Genomic DNA, 17,524 nt, shown 5'->3' on the forward strand with positions numbered 1-17,524 from the left:
TTAGCGCGTGGGCAGCACCGGGTTCAGGTCCGAAGGCGGCGTGAGCGGGGGCGCGTCCAGTTCCTGCGGGTGGTCGTCGAGGCCCGTTTCCTGGTGTGCGGCAAAGTATTGCGCCAGGGCTTTTTCCCCCACCAACCAGAATACGACCGGTGTCACGATGATGTCAAGGAACGTGGAAGAGAGCAGGCCGCCGAGAATAACCGTGGCCACCGGGTACAGAATCTCCTTGCCCGGTGCGTCTTTGGCCAGCGTGAGCGGCACCAAGGCCAGGGCGGCCACCAGGGCCGTCATGAGCACCGGTACTAGGCGCTCCAGCGAGCCGCGGATAATCATGTCCTTGCCGAATCTTTCGCCCTCGTGCTCTACCAGGTGGATGTAGTGCGAAATCATCATGATGCCGTTGCGCGAGGCAATGCCCGTAAGGGTGATAAAGCCCACCAGCGAGGCAATGCTGAACGTACCGCCCGTGAGCAGCACCGCCACCACCGAGCCGATCAGCGCCAACGGGATGTTGAGCATAATCTGCAGCACCATGTAGCTCGACTTGAAGTGCGAGAACAAGACCAAAAAGATGCCGGCCAGCGAAAACAAACTCAGCCACAGAATTTTCTGCGAGGCCGACTGTTGGCTTTCGAACTGCCCGCCGTAGGTCAGGTAGTAGCCCGGTGGCAGCTTAACCTGTTGGGTTACCTTGGCTTGGATTTCCTTCACGGTAGAGCCCAGGTCGCGCTCGGCTACGTTCAGCGAGATGGTGATGCGCCGCTGGGTGTTTTCGTGATTCACCGTGTTCGGGCCCGGCTCGAAGACGACCTCTGCCACCTGGCTCACCGGAATCATGGCCCCGCTGGGCGTTTCGATGCGGGTGTTGCTGATGGCGGCAATGTCGTTGCGTTGCGCCTCGGGCAGCTTTACCACCAGGTCAAAGCGCTTCTGGCCGTCCAGCATTTGCGAGACGACGGCGCCTTGAAACAAGGTCTCCAGGTCCCGCACGACTTCGCCGCGCTCCATGCCGTACGCGCGCAGGGCTTGGTCGCGGGGGCGGATGAGCAGCTGCGGAATCTGCACCTGCTTTTCCACTTGCAGGTCCACCACCCCGGGCACGGTGCCGGCCACGGCGCGGATTTCGTTGGCGTAGCGGCGCAACTCCAGCAAATCGTTGCCGAACACCTTGATGGCCACCTGCGCCCGCACGCCCGAGAGCAGGTGGTCGAGGCGGTGCGAAATGGGCTGGCCGATGTTCACGTTCACGCCCGTAATCAAGCTGAGCTTCTGGCGCATGTCGGCCAATATCTCGTCGCGGCTGCGCATCTCGCGGCCTTCCTTCTCCAACTCCTCCTCCGTTTTAAAGGCCACCTCGATTTCGGAGTTGTTCACCGACTCGGCGTGCTCGTCCAACTCGGCGCGGCCGGTGCGCCGGGCGGTGTAGGCCACCTCCGGGATCTTGAGCATCTGCTGCTCGCCCAGCGTGCCCAGGCGGTTGGACTCGGCCAGCGACGTGCCGGCCGGCGCCGAAAAGTTTACCGTGAGGGAGCCTTCGTTGAAGGGTGGCAGGAACTCCGTACCGAAAAAGGGCACCATCGCAGCGGCCATGGCAAACAGCAGGGCCGTGGTGGTCAGCACCAGTTTGGGGTGCGTCAGCCCCCAGTTCAGCAGCCGGGTGTCTTTGCGCTTGAGCCAGCGCACCAGGCCGCCGTCCGTCTCGGCGTGGTCCATCTGCTTCATCTTGGGCAGCAGGTAGTAGCAAAGCACCGGCGTCACCGTCAGCGACACAAAGAGGGAGGCCACGATGCTGGTGATGTAGGCAATGCCGAGCGGGGCGAAAATGCGGCCTTCCATGCCTTCCAGCGCAAACAGCGGCAGGAACACCAGCACCACGATGATGGTGGCGTACACGATGGAGTTGCGCACCTCCGACGAAGCCGCGTAAATTACCTTGAGCACGGGCTGCGGATTGGGCAGGTGCCGGTTTTCGCGCAGGCGCCGGTACACGTTTTCCACGTCCACGATGGCGTCGTCGACCAGCTCGCCGATGGCAATGGCCAGGCCACCCAGCGTCATGGTGTTGATGCTGATGCCGGCGAAGCGAAACACCAAGGCCGTCACGAGCAAGGACAACGGAATCGCGACCAGCGAGATGAACGTGGTGCGCACGTTCAGCAGGAAGGCGAAGAGCACGATGACCACCAGAATGGCGCCGTCGCGCAAGGCCTCTTCCACGTTGGTGATGCTGGCCTCGATAAACTCCGACTGCTTGAACAGCCGGGTGTTTACCTGCACGTCCTTGGGCAGCGACGGCTTGAGCTCGACCAGCGCCTTTTCCACCGCCTCGGTCAAGCCCACCGTGGCGGCACCAGGTTGCTTCTCAATGCTCAGAATGACGGCGGGCTGGCCGTTCACGCTGCCGTCGCCGCGCTTGAAGCGGGAGCCGAACTCTACCTTGGCAATGTCGGCCACGCGGATGGGCGACTGCTCGCGGTAGCCTACGATGATGTTTTCGATGTCCTGCACCGAGCGCAGCCGGCCCAGGTTACGGATCAGCACCTCCGAGCCGTTGCGGTCAAAAAAATTGCCGGTGGTGTTCAGGTTGGAGCGGCGCAGCGCGTCCTCCACCTGGTTCACGGTCAGCCCGGTGGCGTTGAGCCGCGGCATGTCGAGCAGCACCTGGTACTGCAGGTTGTCGCCCCCGATGGGAATCACCTGGGCCACGCCCGGAATGCTGAGCAGGCGCTGACGTACGGTGTAGTTGGCCAGCGTGCGCAGGTCGGCGGCGTTCGTTTCTTTTCCGCCCGACAGCCCCACCAACATAATTTGGCCCATGACCGAGGAAATGGGTCCCAGGACTGGGGTGATACCCTCGGGTAGCTGCTCACCCGTGGTTTGCAGCTTTTCGGAGACAATCTGGCGGGCGGTGAAGATGTCGGTACCGTAGTCGAATTCTACGAACACCATGCCCAGCCCGATGGCCGAGTTGGAGCGCACCGCCGACACGCCGGTGGCCCCGTTCAGGGCCGTTTCCACGGGCAGCGTGACCAGGGCTTCCACCTCTTCCGGCGCCATGCCCGGCGCTTCCAGAAACACGGTCACGCGGGGCCGGTCGAGGTCGGGCAGCACGTCCACGGGCAGCTGGCCCGCCGTGTAAGTGCCCGCAATGAGCAGCCCCACGGCGAAGGCCAGCATGAGCAGGCGGTTCTGCAGGGCAAAGCGAATGATTTTATCAAGCATCGGGGTAAGCAGTAAGGTGAAGCCCCCAGGTAGTGGGCTTAAGGCCGGGCCAGTGCGCGGCCGGAAGTGGGCCGCTGTTTAGGCACGCTAGCTTTGTTTTTTGGGCCTGGGCGTACGGGCCGAGGAGTGGGTGCTCATGATTTGCCACTGGCCCGCAGCGTTCTTGCGCAGCACCGACGTGGCCACGCCCCGGCGCACGATGGGCGCCTTGGCTTCCTTGTCCTGAGGAGCCTTCTTCAGGGTGATGGTATAGGTGTAGGTTTCCGTCGCGAAGGCGTAGGAGCCGTCCACCGTCACGGTAGCCTGGTAGTCGCTGAAGGTGAAGGCGCTGAACTCGCGCAGTTCCGGGCCCAGGTGGTGGGCGGCGTAATGCTTGAATGTGCCTTCCACCCCGCCCGACTCAAACACTTGCGAATCGGCCGTGAACAGGCGGTGGGTGCCGGTCGTGTCCAACTTTTCCACCGCCTGCTGGTACTGGCGCAGCACGGCTTTGGCGGCCGCCGCGTCCCCGCTCGGGGCGCTGCCAGCCGTTTGGGCGTGGGCGGTGGGGACCGACAGCGCCAGCGCGGACAGGGCCGCGAAAGCAATACAGGTTCTCATGAGGCGGGTTATTGGTTGAGGTAGATGGACTTGAGCTGGTAGGTGCCGGACGTAACCACCCGGTCGTTTTCGTTCACCTCGCCCTGCGCCAGCACGGTTTGCTGGCCGTTGACGGCGCCGGGCTGCACGTAGCGAATCTTGAACCGCTCGGGTTCGGTGTGCACGAACACCACGGGTTTGCCGTTCAGGTCGGTGATGGCCGAAGTGGGCACCACCAGCTGCGGCTTGCCGCCGCCGGTCTGGCCCACGACCTGCACGTTCACGGCCTGGCCGGCGCGGTAGGCGCTGCCCTCGGCCGCATCCAGCTCCAGCACCAGCTGGCGGGCCTGGTTCACGGGGTTCACCACGTTGCTAAACACCACCAGCCGGGCCGGCACGCCGGCCTGTCCTTGCAGGCCCTCCACCCGAAACACCGCCCCGGGCGTCACCTTGTCCAGGTCCTGGGCAAACACCTGGGCCTCCACGCGCAGCTTGCCCGGGTTGATGACCCGGAACAGCTCGTCGCCCTGGTTGACCTGCTGGCCCACGGCCAGGTTGAACACGTCCACCGTGCCGCTCACGGGCGAGGTGATGGTGGTGCGGCGCTGCCGGGCCTGCCCGTTCAGGATGGCCGCGTTCTGCCGGGCCTGGCGCAGGCGCAGCTCGGCGGCCACCACATCTTTGCGAGCGGCAATGTCGGCGATGCTCTGCAAGCGGGCGTAGTCCTGCTGGGCGGCGCGCAGCTCGGCCTGGGCGTTGGCCCGCTCCGTGCTGAGGGCTATCTGCTGGGTCGCGTCCAGGGTTTGCTCGATGACGGCCAGCGTCTGGCCGGCCCGGACCGCCTGGCCCACCTGCGCGGCCAGGCTGACGATGCGCCCGGTTTGGGGCACCACAATCCGGCCTTCGCCCCCGGCCGCGGCCGACACCGTGCCGTAGAGCGTGGCCCGGCTGTAGGTGGTGGAGAAAGCGGCCAGGTTGGTGCGCACCTGAAACAGGAACTGACTTTCCTTGGGCAGCAGCACCTCGTCGGTCAGTGCCACGCCGGTGCTGGCCTTGGCTGCGCCGCCGTGGTCTTCGCCGTCGTGGGCTCGTACGGACGCCGGCGGGGGCAGCAGCACCGTGAGCACGAGGCTGGCGGCCGCCGTGGCGGCAAGTAGCTTATGCTTGGTTTTCATCTTGGTAAGGGGCTTAAGCAAGGGGGGAATGCCGGCGGGCCGAAAGGGCGGGTTCCGGCGCCGGTGGCACCGGAGGCTGTTGCCGGCGCCGCAGCAGCAGGGCCGTCAGCCCGATGCCGAGCACAAAGGCGCCCACCAGGGCCAGGATGGTTTTCCAGGAGGAAAAGAGGCCGGGTGCGGCCGCGGCGGGAGACGTGGTTGCGGGCAGCTTTTCGCCGACTTTGATGCCGTCGAGCAGCATCAGGTCGGCCCGCTCGCCGGCTACCACGTTCAGGGCGAAACTGTAGGCTTTGTTGGCCGGAAACTCCCCCTCGACCAGGTACACGCCGGGCTCCTGTTCCGTCACCGCCCACTTCAGCTGGGCGTCTTCCGGGTTGGTCAGGGTCAGCTTGGCGCCTTTGATGGGGACGTTGGTGGCGTAGTCGGAAAGGAACAGGCGCAGGTCGGCGGGCTGGCCGCCTTCCAGGGGCTCGTAGCGCAAAAGCACTTCGAACTGTTCGGACAGGGCCGCCACGGAAAACGAAGTCGCGCCGGCCGGCGCGGCGGCCTTGGCCCCGTCGCCGTGGTCCTCGCCGCCGTGGGCGTAGGCGGCTCCGGTCAGGAGCAGGCCCAGGAGCAGAATGAGTAGCTGTTTCATGTTATTCCCCCCGCAGGTAGGTAAGTTCGATGAGGGCCTGACGGTAGTCGCGGATGGTAGTCAGGTAAGTATTCTGGATGGCAAAGGCCTGGTTTAAGCTCAGGATAAGCTGCAGGTAGCTGGCTTCCCCGGCCCGAAACAGGCGTTGCGACTGGCTGATGATGGCCCGCGACTGCGGCAGGCCCGTTTGCTCGTAGTAGCCCAGCGAAGCGGCGAACTTGCGCGTGTCGGCCAGGGCTTGCTGGTACTGGGTGCTGAGTTCCAGGCGTTGGGTTTGCAGCTGGTAGCTGGCGGCCTGAGAACGGGCCGTGGCCGCCTGCAGCTGCGAGCGGTAGGTCCAGAACCAGATGGGCACCGACACGCCAAATTGAAAGCGGTACTTGAGCTGGGAGTTCTCAAAGGCTTGGTTCTGGTAGCCCACCGTCAGGGCCGGCGTGCGGCGGGCCCGCACCAGGCTGATGCCCGACTGGCTCAGGGCCACGTTCTGGGTAGCCGCTGCCAGGGTGGGGCTGCGCACCAGGGCGGTGCTGTCTTCGGCGGGCAGGCCGCTGAGCAGGGCCGTGCCCGTTTGGGCCAGTTCCGCGCCGGTCCGGCTCAGGTCGGTGCTGGTGGTCAGCGGCTCGGAGGGCCGGCCCAGCAGCAAGCCCAGGCGGCGCTGGGCGGCTTGGCGGTCAGCTTGGGCCTGCTGCAGCAGAACGGTCACCTGCCGGGCTTCGGCGTCGGTGCTGATGCGCTGCAGGGAGGTCACTTCGCCGGCGGTAAAGAGGCGCTCGGTGGCCAGGCGCAGCGCCTGGAACAAGCTGTCTTGGTAGGTGAGCTGCCGCACCTGGGCCTCGGCAAACTGCAAGGTGAGGTAGGCCAGGCGGGTGTCGCGCAGCACGCTGGCCCGGCTCACCTCGCGGTTGCGTTCGGCCAGGGTAATGCCGGCTTCCGCCACTTGGCGCTGCCGGCGGTACACGTTGGGCAGGTCGATGGTTTGCACCACGCCCGGGGCCCACATCTCACCCGTGGGGGCCGCCAACAGAAAGTCGGGGTTGGCCGGCGCGAACGAGCCGCGCTTGAGCGCCCGCTGCTCCTCGATTTCCCGCTCGGACTGGCGCAGCCGCGGGTGGCGGCGCAGCGTCTGGGCCTCAGCGCTATCGAGGCTGATAATTGTTTGGGCCTGCAGCTCGGCCAGCCCGGACCCGAGCACGCCTAGCCCCGTGGCCAGCAGCCACCGCCATCCGACTTTACTTGTTAATGACTTCATACGTTCGGGTTAAAACCAGCCTGGGGGCCGCCCGCTGCGGTAGCAGCGAGCGGTCCGGGACGGAGGGAAGCCGGGCGTCCGGCTTCCGGACTCCGCCTACGACTTTTTCACCAGGGCCATGCCGCACTTGGGGCAGCTGCCGGGCTGGGTGCTGGCCGAGCCTTCGCAGTTCATGGGGCAGGCGTACGCGGCCGATAGGGCTTTGCCGGCTTTCGCTGCCGCGTCCAGCTTTTCAAAGCGGGCGCTGAGCGAGCTGCCGTTGGCCTTCAGGCTGACAATGGCCGTGCGCAGGGTGGTGCCGGCGGGTACGGCGGCCACCAAGTGGTCCCCGGCCGGGGTGAGCTTCACGCTGGCGGTTTGGCCCGTTGTGCTCAGCAGCATGGCCGTGCCGGTGGTGCGCTCCAGGGGCAGGGCGTTTTCCTTGGCGTCGAGCAGGTACACGTGCACCTGGCCCGCCTGCTGCACCAGCTCGATGTGGTACTTGCCGGCCGTGCGCACGGTGCCGCCGTGGGGGGATTTGTGGGCGTGGGTTTCGCCGGCGGCCTTGTGGCCGTGGGCGGCGGTGCCGGGCTTGTGGCTGTGCTGGGCGGCAACGGTGAGCGGCGCGGCCAACAACAAAGCAGCGGCGAGAACTTGCAGGATTTTCATGGGAAGAAAAGTCAATCGTGGAGAGAAAAGCGGGCCGGGCCCGGAGGTCACATTTTGTCGGCGTTCTGGTTGTGCCAGTCTTTGAGCTGCTGGATTTCCTTTTCCTGGGCGTCAATCATTTGCTGCGCCATTTCCTTGAGCTTGGTGTCCTTGCCGTGGGCCAGCTCGGCCTTGGCCATGTCCACCGCGCTCTGGTGGTGCACCGTCATGAGCATGTTGAAGTTCATGTCGGGGTCGGCCACCGGCCGGGGCATGTTTTTCATCATGCCGTCCATCGAGGCCTTCATTTTGCTGGAGAAGGGGTCGTTGGGGTCGTTTGGCTGGTAGTTGGTCGGGGCGTTGTCGAGGCGGGTGGCCGCGGCTTCCAGCGCGGCGATTTCCCGCTGCTGGTCGGCTTTGATTTTCTCCGCCAGCTGGCGCATCGTTGCGTCTTTGCCGTCGCGCAGCTGCAGGTCGGCCATCACCACCGCGCCTTTGTGGTGCTCGAGCATGTGGTGGGCAAAGTCGTGGTCGGTGTTGCCCTTCATCGGCATGGCGTGCATCTTCTGCATCATCGCATTCATGGCGGCCAGCTGCGGCGAGCTGCCGGCTGCCTCGGCCGGGGCGTGGCCCATGGCCGCGTGGTCCTCGCCGGCCATGTCGCCGGAGGCCGCGCTTTCCGGTGCAGTAGTAGTGGTAGCCGTTGAGTCAGCGGATTGGTCGGTGTTGCAGCCGGCGACGAGCAGCGAGCCAGTGCAAAGGGCGGCGAGGATAAAAGCGGAGGTTTTCATGGGTTTGGTTGGGATTAGTGGGTGTACAAAACGGTGCCGGAGCTACGCCTTCACGTTGATGGTGAAGTCACCGGTGTGAATCTTCCCCGCGTGGTTGAACTGCAGGAAGACGCGGTATAGGCCGGGCTTTTCGAAGTTGGTGTTGAAGCCGATGGCCGGGCCTTTGTCGGCCTGGTCGTTGGGGTGCACGTGCAGGTACTGCTCGGTGTCTTCGCTGATGACCACCACGTGGCCCAGGGCGCCCAGGTAGTTTTCCAGGTCTGTCACGGGCTGGCCGCCCTTGGTGATGTTGATTTTCATGCCCAGCAGCTGGCCTACTTTCAACTCCTTGTCAAAGGAGAGCGTGGCTTGGTAGCCGTCGCCGGCCCACTGCATGTCGTCGTTCTTAAACCTCACCGGCGCGTAGGCCGGGCCCTTCACCGTGAGGGGCTGGCGGCCCAGCTGGTGCCCCGAGCCGGTGGGCGTGTAGTCCTGAAACAGCACGTAGTCGCCGCCTTTGGGGAAGGTGTACTGCACCTTGTAGTCGCCGGCCGCGGTGTACTCGGGGTGTTCGTGGTAGAACTGGCCCAGGTCTTTGCTGACGATGATGAGGTGAATCTTCTTTTCGTGCACCACGTCCAGCGGCACGGGAGCCGAGGCATTGCCCATTTCCACGGGGGTAAAAGCCAGCGTGGTGGGCTGCCCGGCCGTCACTTCCGTGGGCGTGGGCACGAGCTTCATGTCGTAGGTCTTGCCATTGGCCACCTTGTCGTTGTGCTCCAGGTTCATGCCGCATTTGGGGCACTTCTCCCCTTCTTTGGTGCTGGTCACTTCGGGGTGCATGGGGCAGGCGTAGGTGTGGCCGCCGCTGTGCTCGGCGGTGCCTTCGGCCGGGCCGTTGGTGGGCGTGGTGACGGTGTCGGTGGCGTTGCTGGACTCGGGGTTGGACGAGCAGCCGGCAACAGCCAGGGTGCCGGCCAGGGCCAGCAGGGAAAGCGGTAAGCGGTACATAACAGAGGTGTGGGGGTTAGACATGAGGCCGCTGCCTGTTGCGGCCCGAGAACTTTGCCGGGGAATTAAGTCTGCCACTGCTGCCAGAGCACGAAGCCCAGCACGGCGATTACCGCGGCATAGAGCAGGTAGGAAAGCCGGCGGCGAACCGGGCCCCGGGGGGCGGGTCCGCCCGCCTCCTGGCAACAACGCTTCATTGTTGGGGCGGGTAATCCAGGAAGAGATGGGATGGGGGCGCCAGGGCGCCGGGCGAACACGCCACAGCAAAGGCCCGCCCCGAGCATAGCAGCGCTATGCCGGGGCGGGCCTTCGGCTAATCAACCAATCAGACCGTCAGGGACTGAATGAAAATGCGGATGTCGGGTATTTTGGGCGGCAGGTGCTCACGAAGCACCAGTACCACCGCGTTCGTGCGGTCCCATTGGCCCGCAGCCGGCCGGAAAAAGAAGTCGTTGCTGGCCGGCAGCAACGCGGGGGAAGTTACCAGCAACTGCTTTTCCCCGGGCGTCGTCAAGGACTTGAGAATGGCAGCCGAGTTGTCTTTGCAGCAATCCTCTTTGCCCGCGGGTTTGGAGTCGTGCCGGCCGTGTTCCGGCTGGGCTTTCACGGGCTTCGTTTGGGCCGTCGCCTGGCCGTGGCCGTGACAACCCGGATGCGTGGGTTTCTCCACGACTTGAGGCTTGGCTACCGGGGCCGTCCCCGTTGAAGTGAGGGTAGCGCAATAGCACTGGCCCACGAACACGTTGACGAAGACGAGCAGAAAGCTCGTCGCCAGCAAACGGCGGAAGGGGAACAGGCTACGAAACATGACAGGTGCTAAGCAACTGCAAAACTACTATTCTGCGCAAAAAGTGCAGGACTGCTCCTTTACTGTAATTGCGGGCGAAGAGTTGCCGCGGGTCTGCATCAGGCCTGGAGCGGGGCGTCGCAATTTGGGCTGAATAAGCTTTGCGGCCCGTTTTTGCAGCTTTTCGTTTCCTGCGGGTACCACAACTAAGTGCAAAATTATGCAAGCCTGCGCCGCGATTATGTAAACGCTGCCTGTTGTTTGGCTTTTAACAACCTTACTTCCCCACGCAATTACCACCCGGTCAGGGCGTCAAATTATGCAAGTTCGCAGCCGGATTTAGTACCAACTTCCGGCAACTGCCCCCGTTCCTTTGTAGCGTGATTTCACCTTTGGGCCACTGGCCTGCCAAGCGCGCAAATCCGCTACTGAGCTGTTACCTATGGAACCAACGACCAGAACCGAGACCCTCGACATCGAAGGCATGACTTGCGCCTCGTGCGCGGCCTTTGTCGAAAAGTCCCTGACCCGCACCCCCGGCGTGCAACGCGCCGTGGTCAACTTTGCCACGGAAAAAGCCACCGTGGATTACTTGCCCGCTCAGGCCACGCCCGCTACCCTCAAGCAAGCCGTGGTCATGGCCGGCTACGGCGTGACCGAGCGCGCCCCCGACACGAGTGCGGCCGACCGGCAGGCCGAAATCGACCAGCAGAAGGCCCTGGCCTACCAAAAGCTCAAGCGCCGCTTTTGGGTAGCCACGGCCTTGGCCATCGTCATCATGCCGCTGAGCATGCTGATGCTCTGGCCCGCGCTGATGGCACGCGTCAACATGCAATGGCTCAACTACGGCCTGCTGCTGCTGACCCTGCCGGTGCTGCTCTACAGCGGCCGCGAATTCTACACGTCGGCTTGGAACGGCTTCAAACACCGGGCCGCCAACATGGACACGCTCATTGCCGTGGGCACCGGCGCAGCCTTTCTGTATAGCCTCGCGGCGACCGTGGTGCCGGGCTGGTTTATGCGCCGCGGCATCATGCCTGAGGTGTACTACGATACCACGGCCACCATCATTGCCCTGATTCTGCTGGGCAAGGTGCTGGAGTTGCGCGCCAAAACCCAGACCTCGGCCGCCATCAAGGCCTTGATGGGTTTGCAAGCTAAAACCGCCCGCGTGGTGCGCCCCGGGGGCCAGGAAGTGGACGTGCCCATTGAGCAGGTCCAGCTGAACGATATTATTGTGGTGCGCCCCGGCGAAAAAGTCGCCACCGACGGCATCATCGAAGCCGGTCACTCGGCCGTGGACGAGGCCATGCTCACGGGCGAAAGCCTGCCGGTGGAGAAGAAGGAAGGCGACCCCGTGTTCGGGGCGACGCTCAACAAGACCGGTTCCTTCCGCTTCCGCGTGACCAAAGTGGGCGCCGACACTATGCTGTCGCAAATCGTGAAGCTGGTGGAAGATGCGCAGGGCAGCCGGGCACCCATCCAGCGGCTGGCCGACAAGGTTAGCGCCATCTTCGTGCCCACGGTGGTTGTTATTGCTATCCTCACCTTCGTGCTGTGGTTCGACCTGGCGCCGGTAGAAGCGCGCCTGCCGCTGGCGCTGGTCAACTTCGTGGCCGTGCTCATCATTGCTTGCCCCTGCGCGCTGGGTCTGGCCACGCCCACGGCCATCATGGTCAGCACCGGCAAGGGCGCCGAGCACGGCGTGCTCATCCGCAACGCCGAGGCGCTGGAAAAAGCTTACCAAGTCAACACCGTGCTGCTCGACAAAACCGGTACCATTACCCGGGGTGAGCCGGCCGTGACCGACTTTAGTCCGGCCGACGGGCAGGATGCAAGCCAGCTGTTGCAAGCAGTGGCCGCCGTGGAGCGGCAGAGCGAACACCCCTTGGCGGAAGCGGTGGTGCGCTTCGCCGATGCCCGGCACACGCCGCTGGTCGCGGCCAGCGGGTTCCGGGCGGTGGAGGGCAAGGGCGCCCAGGCCACGGTCAACGGCCAGCCCGTGCTCATCGGCAATTTGCGCCTGCTCGAAGAAGCCGGTATTTCCTTGCCCCCGGCCGTGCGCCGGCAGGCCGAGGCGCTGCTGGCCCAGGCCAAGACGGTGCTCTACGTGGCCGTGGCCGGCCAAGCCGCGGGGGTAATCGGCGTGGCCGACACCGTGCGCGACACCTCCCGGGCCGCCATTCAAGGGCTGCAGGCGCTGGGCATCGAAGTGGTGATGATGACCGGCGACAACCCCCAGACCGCCGCGCAGGTGGCCGCGCAGGTGGGCATCAAGCGCTATTTCGCCGAGGTGCTGCCCCAGGACAAGGCTGGCAAAGTCAAGGAGCTGCAGGCCGAGGGCCGCACGGTGGCCATGGTGGGCGACGGCATCAACGACGCGCCCGCCCTGGCCCAGGCCGACATCGGTTTGGCCATGGGCGGCGGCACCGACGTGGCCATGGAAGCCGCCGGCATCACCCTCATGCGCTCCGATTTGCAGGGCGTGGTCACGGCCATCGACCTCTCGCGCCAGACCATCCGCACCATCAAGCAGAACCTGTTTTTTGCCTTCATCTACAACACCCTGGGCATCCCGGTGGCGGCGGGCCTGCTCTACCCGGTCTTTGGCTGGCTGCTCTCGCCCATGCTGGCGGCCGCGGCCATGGCCCTGAGCTCGGTTTCGGTGCTCACCAACTCGCTGCGGCTGCGCGGCTTCACCCCCGTTAAATCCTAAGGTTATGGATACTGCCGAAATCATCGTGACCCTGTCCGGGCTGGCGCTGGCCGGGTTTGTCATCTGGTACTTTTTCTTCTCGGCCCGCCAAACGGCCAGCGCCGTGTCAAGCTCGGGCGGGGTGCAGCAGGTGGACATCACCGTCAAGGGCGGCCACTCGCCCGACGTCATCGAGGTGGAGCGTGGCAAACCCGTGCAGCTGAGCTTTTACCGCGACGAGGAAAACTCCTGCTCCGAGGAGCTGCTGCTGCCCGACTTCAGCATCCGCCGCGACCTGCCGGCCTACAAAACCACTTTGGTAGAGCTGCTGCCCCAGCAGGCCGGCACGTTTACGTTCACTTGCGGCATGGGCATGCTGCGGGGCAGCCTGGTCGTTAAGTAAGCCCGTGCTATGAACCACGCCCTTCCTGCCGGCCACATGCTGCCCCCGCCCGGGGTCCAGCGCCTGCTCATTAAAAATATGGTGTGCCCCCAGTGCATCCGGGTGGTGCAGGAGGACCTGACGGCCCTGGGCCTGCAGGTGCACCGCGTGGTGCTGGGCGAGGCCGACGTAACGGCTCCCGACGGCGCCGAGCTGGAATGGGAGCCCATCCGGGCCTGCCTGCGCGATGCCGGCTTTGCGTTGCTGGAGGACCCCCGGGCCCAGCTGGTGGAACAAATTAAAACGGTGCTGGTGACCCTGATTCACTACCCGCCCCCCGGCCCGCGCCTGCTCAACTACTCTGACTACTTGGTGGAACATCTGGGCCGCGACTACCATTACCTCTCCCACTTGTTTTCCGCCGAGGAAGGGCTGACCATTGAGAAGTTTATCATCCGCCAGAAGGTCGAGCGCGCCAAAGAGCTTATCGGTTACGGCGAACTGAGCATTGCCGAGGTCAGCCGGCAACTGGGTTACAGCAGCCCGGCCCACCTAACGCGGCAATTCCGGCAAATCACCGGCCTTACCCCGAGTGAATTTCAGAAGCTGGGGCCGGCGAGTTCAGCCCGCCGTAGCCTGGATTCGTTGGTATAAGCCAGAAATTATGCAAGCGAAAGGCTCTGTTGTGTAAAAACAACCTCGCCAAGCCGACCGTTGTCACGCTTATTCACCACTAATTTAATGCGCATGCTCTCCCGCCGCTTTTTTCGCCTGCCCCTGCTTTCCCTGCTTCTGATAGGGGTGCTGGTAACATCCTGCAAGAAGGACCACGACCAGCACACGAAACACGATAGTCCTTACATGAAAATCATGATGGACATGATGGCTCAAATGGACGCGCAGGCCAAAACCCAAGACCCCGACCACGACTTTGCTGCCCAAATGGTGCTGCACCACGATGCCGCCATCAAAATGGCCCAAGAAGAACTGCGCACGGGCACTAACCAGGAGATGAAGACCACGGCCCAGGACATCATCACCAAGCAGCAGGCTGAAATTGGCCAGTTCAACGCCTTTCTGGGTAGCCACCAACCGCAAACGCCGCTGGTGCCGCAGTTCAACCAGCTGCAGAAAACCAACATGGACCGCATGATGGCTGCCAGCGACGCCCGCACGTTGACGGGCCGGCCGGATTACGATTTCGCCCAACTCATGGTGGACCACCACCAGGCCGCCATCGACAACTCCGAGGCCCTGCTGCAGCACGGGCGCCACGCCACCACCCGTAGCATGGCCCAAGCCATCATTGCCGACCAGCGTCAGGAAATTGCGGCGCTGCAGAATTGGTTGACGCGCAACCGCTAAGCACCGGTACGTTCTGGCAAAGGCAGCTCTGTTCGGGCTGCCTTTTTTTCGCTCCGCTGTTACGAGCTTCCATGCTTGCCTGCTCTGTTCTGCATCGCCTCCGAAACATCGCCGCCGGTCTGGTGCTGCTACTCGGCGGTTGCCGCTCCACGGCTGTAACTCCCCGGTTTGCCCCGGCCGCTTATTCCTTTACGCAGCGCCCGGTGACGCGCCTGGACACGACGCTGGCCGCCGCCCCTGAACGTTCTACTGCCCCGCCGCGGCCGGCGAAGAGGGGAGCGCGCCCCCGGGCGGTGTACTCGCTGAACGAGAGGCCCTTGGAGAAAAAGGGACAGGCACCCCAATCGAATAGAAGTTATCCAACCACAACGACGGCCGATACGGCGAAGAACTCAGCCCGTGCAGCGACGCCGCGCGAGCTTGGCAAGCCTTTACCCAAACTAGTAAGCGCCAAAACGCTGGTGCATTATAGCTTGCACTTCGTGTTTCCGGTCGTGCTGGCGTTGGTGTTCTTTCCTGCGATGTGGCAAACTGCCTACCTGATTATGCTGGCCACGATGCTCATTGACCTGGACCACTTGTTAGCCACTCCCGTCTTTGACCCCTTGCGCTGCAGCATAGGCTTCCACCCGCTGCACTCGTTTTATGCCATCCCGGTGTATGTGCTGCTGCTGTTGCTGCCACCGCCCATGAACGTCATCGCCGTGGGCGTGCTGTTTCACCTGTTCACCGATACGGTGGACTGCCTATGGTCCTTCCGCTACTGCCGCGAGTGCTATCTCAACTCCCGCATTCGTGGTTTGGTCGACTGGGCGCGGAAGCTGCTGGGCCTTGAGGTGGTCAGGTAAGTGGGGCAAGGAAGTAGTTTAGTACACATCGGTAACTGACACGTCACCTCTATTGGTATGCAAGTCAAAGCAATTTAGTGTAGTTTAATGCATATTATGCGTATCATTATGGCACTAAAACCTACTTAATGTAATGCATAGGTGTCATTAATCTTTTGGCAGATTTGTTGACCGGTTCGTTTGTTAATGCTATCTTTACGTGACATTAAGGCCGTGAACGGCAGTTAATGACATGCAAAAGCATCATTATGGATTGGTACGCGCTATCAGACTTGGCCGCCGTTAAGGAAATTGGTCGGAACCTGCAGCAGATTCGTCTGAATCAGGACATCTCCCAGCAGGAACTGGCTGTCCAAACCGGTCTGAGCCGGTTGACTATTAGCCAGGTTGAGAATGGACGCCCGGCGTCTACCCTGACCCTGGTGCAGCTGTTGCGGGCATTGGGGCGGCTTGATGTGCTGGAGGTGCTGGAAGAGTCCGCCACCATCAGCCCTTTGCAGGCGGCACGGCTGGCGCGCCAACAGCGGCAACGGGCCAGCCGCCGAGGGGAAGACACTTCAGCATCCGGTTTATGACCCCTGATATAACTGCCACTGTTTCCATTTGGGGCCAGCGAGTCGGCGCGGTGCTCTGGGACGCCCGACGTCGCGTTGGCGTCTTCGAATACGAGCCCGCCTTTGCCCGCACGGGAGTGGAGCTGGCCCCGTTGACGATGCCCCTTCCGCAACGGCGCCAGAAGGGGATTTTTATCTTCCCAACCCTGAACCGGGATACCTATCAGGGCCTGCCAGGTTTGCTCGCCGACAGCCTACCTGACCGGTACGGGCGCCAGTTGATTGATGCTTGGCTGGCGTCCAAAGGACGAGACGCCGCTTCCTTTACTCCGGTTGAGCATTTGTGCTACCTCGGCCACCGGGGGATGGGCGCCCTGGTGTATGAACCGGCTTTGCAGCCGGCGCTGGAAAAGGGAATGTCACTGGAAGTAGGCGAGCTCGTTAAGTTTGCCCGTCAGGTACTAACGAACCGGGAGGGGCTGCACACATCGTTGGCCACCAACGCCGCCGAGGGGCTGGCCGAAATCATCAGCGTGGGCACTTCCGCCGGCGGTGCCCGGGCCAAGGCCGTGATTGCCTACAACGCCGGCACCCAGGAAGTCCGCTCCGGGCAAGTGGATGCTCCGGACGGCTTTGAGCACTGGTTGCTCAAGCTCGACGGGGTAACGAACGCCAGCCTGGGTGACCCGGCCGGCTACGGGCGCATTGAGTACGCCTACTACCTGATGGCGCAACAGGCGGGCCTGCACATGACTCCGTGTCGGTTGCTGGAAGAAAACGGCCGGGCGCACTTTATGACGCGGCGCTTCGACCGGGTGGATGGCAGCAAGCGCCTGCACATGCAGACGCTTTGCGGACTGGCTCACTTTGATTACAACCAGCCCGGAGCGTACACCTACGAGCAGGCATTTCAGGTCATCCTGAAGCTACGGCTGCCGCACCCGGCCGTGGAGGAGCTCTACCGGCGCATGGTATTCAATGTGGTGGCCCGCAATCAAGACGACCATACCAAAAACATTTCCTTCCTGATGAACCCCGAGGGGAAGTGGAGTTTGTCACCGGCGTACGATGTGACGCACTCCTACAACCCCACGGGGGAATGGTCCAGCCAACACCAAATGTCAATAGCCGGCAAAGTAGATGACTTTACGGAGGATGATTTCCTGCAGCTAGCCAAGAATGTACTGGTGAAAAAGCCCCGGGAGATAATCCAGCAAGTGGTTGAGGCCGTTGCGAACTGGCCCAAATTTGCTGCCGAAGCCGGCGTTCCGGAAAAGCAGCAGCAGGCAATTGCGAAGACGCACCGGCTACAGCTGTTTAGGGGAACACTCCTCGAAAAATAAAGGGCTCACAAAGGGCTCACTACACCCGGGTTTTTTTTGAGAAAAGCGTCATAATAGCGCGCAAACGCAGTTTTAAGCGCGCTGCCGCGCTATAATCATGGGCTCATAGAGCCCGGAAACAAGGCAGCGAAGGTCATTACGCTTCGAATGAAAGCAATTAAATTCAGAGCTGCCAAACGGGGAATCCCTGTTACGAGCCGTCGGCAGCACGCTGTTGCCTGAAAGGGCATGCGGCACCCGCTTTGGTTCACCTGCAACCGAGCAGGTGTCGGGCCAGTAT

The 17,524-nt window shown here is 63.2% G+C and carries 17 protein-coding genes; 7 read left to right on the top strand and 10 right to left on the bottom strand.

The annotated features are described in order from the left end of the window. From OIS50_RS20415 to OIS50_RS20455, 9 genes are all read right to left on the bottom strand, one after another. Positions 1-3,222, bottom strand: a complete 3,222-nt coding sequence (locus OIS50_RS20415; RefSeq protein WP_264694845.1) for an efflux RND transporter permease subunit — start codon at positions 3,220-3,222, stop codon at positions 1-3. An 87-nt stretch (positions 3,223-3,309) separates the two neighbouring features. Next, positions 3,310-3,822, bottom strand: a complete 513-nt coding sequence (locus tag OIS50_RS20420; protein WP_264694847.1) for a YybH family protein — start codon at positions 3,820-3,822, stop codon at positions 3,310-3,312. Positions 3,823-3,830: 8 nt separating this feature from the next. Further along, positions 3,831-4,976, bottom strand: a complete 1,146-nt coding sequence (locus tag OIS50_RS20425) for an efflux RND transporter periplasmic adaptor subunit (RefSeq protein WP_264694848.1) — start codon at positions 4,974-4,976, stop codon at positions 3,831-3,833. 13 nt (positions 4,977-4,989) lie between these two features. Next, the gene (locus tag OIS50_RS20430; RefSeq protein WP_264694850.1) at positions 4,990-5,613 is read right to left on the bottom strand and encodes a hypothetical protein; all 624 of its coding nucleotides are present in this window, start codon (positions 5,611-5,613) and stop codon (positions 4,990-4,992) included. Between the two features lies 1 nt (position 5,614). Continuing rightward, positions 5,615-6,862 (bottom strand): TolC family protein, encoded by a 1,248-nt coding sequence (locus OIS50_RS20435; RefSeq protein ID WP_264694852.1) that lies wholly within the window; start codon positions 6,860-6,862, stop codon positions 5,615-5,617. A 96-nt stretch (positions 6,863-6,958) separates the two neighbouring features. Beyond that, on the bottom strand, positions 6,959-7,510 hold the full coding sequence (locus OIS50_RS20440) for a heavy metal-binding domain-containing protein (RefSeq protein ID WP_264694854.1): 552 nt from the start codon (positions 7,508-7,510) through the stop codon (positions 6,959-6,961). Positions 7,511-7,557: 47 nt separating this feature from the next. Further along, positions 7,558-8,280, bottom strand: a complete 723-nt coding sequence (locus tag OIS50_RS20445; RefSeq protein WP_264694856.1) for a DUF305 domain-containing protein — start codon at positions 8,278-8,280, stop codon at positions 7,558-7,560. A 42-nt stretch (positions 8,281-8,322) separates the two neighbouring features. Continuing rightward, positions 8,323-9,270 (bottom strand): heavy metal-binding domain-containing protein, encoded by a 948-nt coding sequence (locus OIS50_RS20450; protein WP_264694858.1) that lies wholly within the window; start codon positions 9,268-9,270, stop codon positions 8,323-8,325. Between the two features lie 325 nt (positions 9,271-9,595). Next, positions 9,596-10,078, bottom strand: coding sequence for a hypothetical protein (locus OIS50_RS20455; RefSeq protein ID WP_183405435.1), 483 nt, complete (start codon positions 10,076-10,078; stop codon positions 9,596-9,598). A gap of 421 nt (positions 10,079-10,499) precedes the next feature. On the opposite strand from OIS50_RS20455, the gene OIS50_RS20460 reads away from it, so the two are divergent. From OIS50_RS20460 to OIS50_RS20490, 7 genes are all read left to right on the top strand, one after another. Further along, positions 10,500-12,773, top strand: coding sequence for a heavy metal translocating P-type ATPase (locus OIS50_RS20460; protein WP_264694860.1), 2,274 nt, complete (start codon positions 10,500-10,502; stop codon positions 12,771-12,773). 4 nt (positions 12,774-12,777) lie between these two features. Further along, the gene (locus OIS50_RS20465) at positions 12,778-13,155 is read left to right on the top strand and encodes a cupredoxin domain-containing protein (RefSeq protein ID WP_264694862.1); all 378 of its coding nucleotides are present in this window, start codon (positions 12,778-12,780) and stop codon (positions 13,153-13,155) included. A gap of 9 nt (positions 13,156-13,164) precedes the next feature. Then, positions 13,165-13,788: a helix-turn-helix domain-containing protein gene (locus OIS50_RS20470; protein WP_264694864.1), complete on the top strand. Its 624-nt coding sequence runs from the start codon at positions 13,165-13,167 to the stop codon at positions 13,786-13,788. An 87-nt stretch (positions 13,789-13,875) separates the two neighbouring features. After that, on the top strand, positions 13,876-14,499 hold the full coding sequence (locus tag OIS50_RS20475; protein ID WP_264694866.1) for a DUF305 domain-containing protein: 624 nt from the start codon (positions 13,876-13,878) through the stop codon (positions 14,497-14,499). 71 nt (positions 14,500-14,570) lie between these two features. After that, positions 14,571-15,347: a DUF6122 family protein gene (locus OIS50_RS20480; RefSeq protein ID WP_264694868.1), complete on the top strand. Its 777-nt coding sequence runs from the start codon at positions 14,571-14,573 to the stop codon at positions 15,345-15,347. A 248-nt stretch (positions 15,348-15,595) separates the two neighbouring features. After that, positions 15,596-15,922 carry a helix-turn-helix domain-containing protein gene (locus OIS50_RS20485; protein WP_183405440.1) on the top strand — a complete coding sequence of 109 codons (327 nt, stop codon included), beginning with the start codon at positions 15,596-15,598 and terminating at the stop codon, positions 15,920-15,922. Beyond that, on the top strand, positions 15,919-17,244 hold the full coding sequence (locus OIS50_RS20490; protein WP_264694870.1) for a type II toxin-antitoxin system HipA family toxin: 1,326 nt from the start codon (positions 15,919-15,921) through the stop codon (positions 17,242-17,244). The genes OIS50_RS20485 and OIS50_RS20490 overlap by 4 nt, the downstream gene beginning before the upstream one ends. A gap of 72 nt (positions 17,245-17,316) precedes the next feature. Here OIS50_RS20490 and OIS50_RS20495 read toward each other — a convergent pair. After that, a partial coding sequence (locus tag OIS50_RS20495; protein ID WP_264694872.1) for a hypothetical protein occupies positions 17,317-17,524 on the bottom strand: 208 nt, incomplete at its 5' end.

Source organism: Hymenobacter sp. YIM 151858-1 (assembly GCF_025979705.1).
Lineage (GTDB): Bacteria > Bacteroidota > Bacteroidia > Cytophagales > Hymenobacteraceae > Solirubrum.

Excerpts from the sequence above, each read along its gene's own strand:
- OIS50_RS20480 (WP_264694868.1), top strand. The coding sequence starts at position 14,571 with ATGCTTGCCTGCTCTGTTCTGCATCGCCTCCGAAACATCGCCGCCGGT.
- OIS50_RS20490 (WP_264694870.1), top strand. The coding sequence starts at position 15,919 with ATGACCCCTGATATAACTGCCACTGTTTCCATTTGGGGCCAGCGAGTC.
- OIS50_RS20485 (WP_183405440.1), top strand. The coding sequence starts at position 15,596 with ATGGATTGGTACGCGCTATCAGACTTGGCCGCCGTTAAGGAAATTGGT.
- OIS50_RS20450 (WP_264694858.1), bottom strand. The coding sequence starts at position 9,270 with ATGTACCGCTTACCGCTTTCCCTGCTGGCCCTGGCCGGCACCCTGGCT.
- OIS50_RS20460 (WP_264694860.1), top strand. The coding sequence starts at position 10,500 with ATGGAACCAACGACCAGAACCGAGACCCTCGACATCGAAGGCATGACT.
- OIS50_RS20430 (WP_264694850.1), bottom strand. The coding sequence starts at position 5,613 with ATGAAACAGCTACTCATTCTGCTCCTGGGCCTGCTCCTGACCGGAGCC.
- OIS50_RS20470 (WP_264694864.1), top strand. The coding sequence starts at position 13,165 with ATGAACCACGCCCTTCCTGCCGGCCACATGCTGCCCCCGCCCGGGGTC.
- OIS50_RS20420 (WP_264694847.1), bottom strand. The coding sequence starts at position 3,822 with ATGAGAACCTGTATTGCTTTCGCGGCCCTGTCCGCGCTGGCGCTGTCG.
- OIS50_RS20465 (WP_264694862.1), top strand. The coding sequence starts at position 12,778 with ATGGATACTGCCGAAATCATCGTGACCCTGTCCGGGCTGGCGCTGGCC.
- OIS50_RS20455 (WP_183405435.1), bottom strand. The coding sequence starts at position 10,078 with ATGTTTCGTAGCCTGTTCCCCTTCCGCCGTTTGCTGGCGACGAGCTTT.
- OIS50_RS20415 (WP_264694845.1), bottom strand. The coding sequence starts at position 3,222 with ATGCTTGATAAAATCATTCGCTTTGCCCTGCAGAACCGCCTGCTCATG.
- OIS50_RS20435 (WP_264694852.1), bottom strand. The coding sequence starts at position 6,862 with ATGAAGTCATTAACAAGTAAAGTCGGATGGCGGTGGCTGCTGGCCACG.
- OIS50_RS20440 (WP_264694854.1), bottom strand. The coding sequence starts at position 7,510 with ATGAAAATCCTGCAAGTTCTCGCCGCTGCTTTGTTGTTGGCCGCGCCG.
- OIS50_RS20475 (WP_264694866.1), top strand. The coding sequence starts at position 13,876 with ATGCGCATGCTCTCCCGCCGCTTTTTTCGCCTGCCCCTGCTTTCCCTG.
- OIS50_RS20445 (WP_264694856.1), bottom strand. The coding sequence starts at position 8,280 with ATGAAAACCTCCGCTTTTATCCTCGCCGCCCTTTGCACTGGCTCGCTG.
- OIS50_RS20425 (WP_264694848.1), bottom strand. The coding sequence starts at position 4,976 with ATGAAAACCAAGCATAAGCTACTTGCCGCCACGGCGGCCGCCAGCCTC.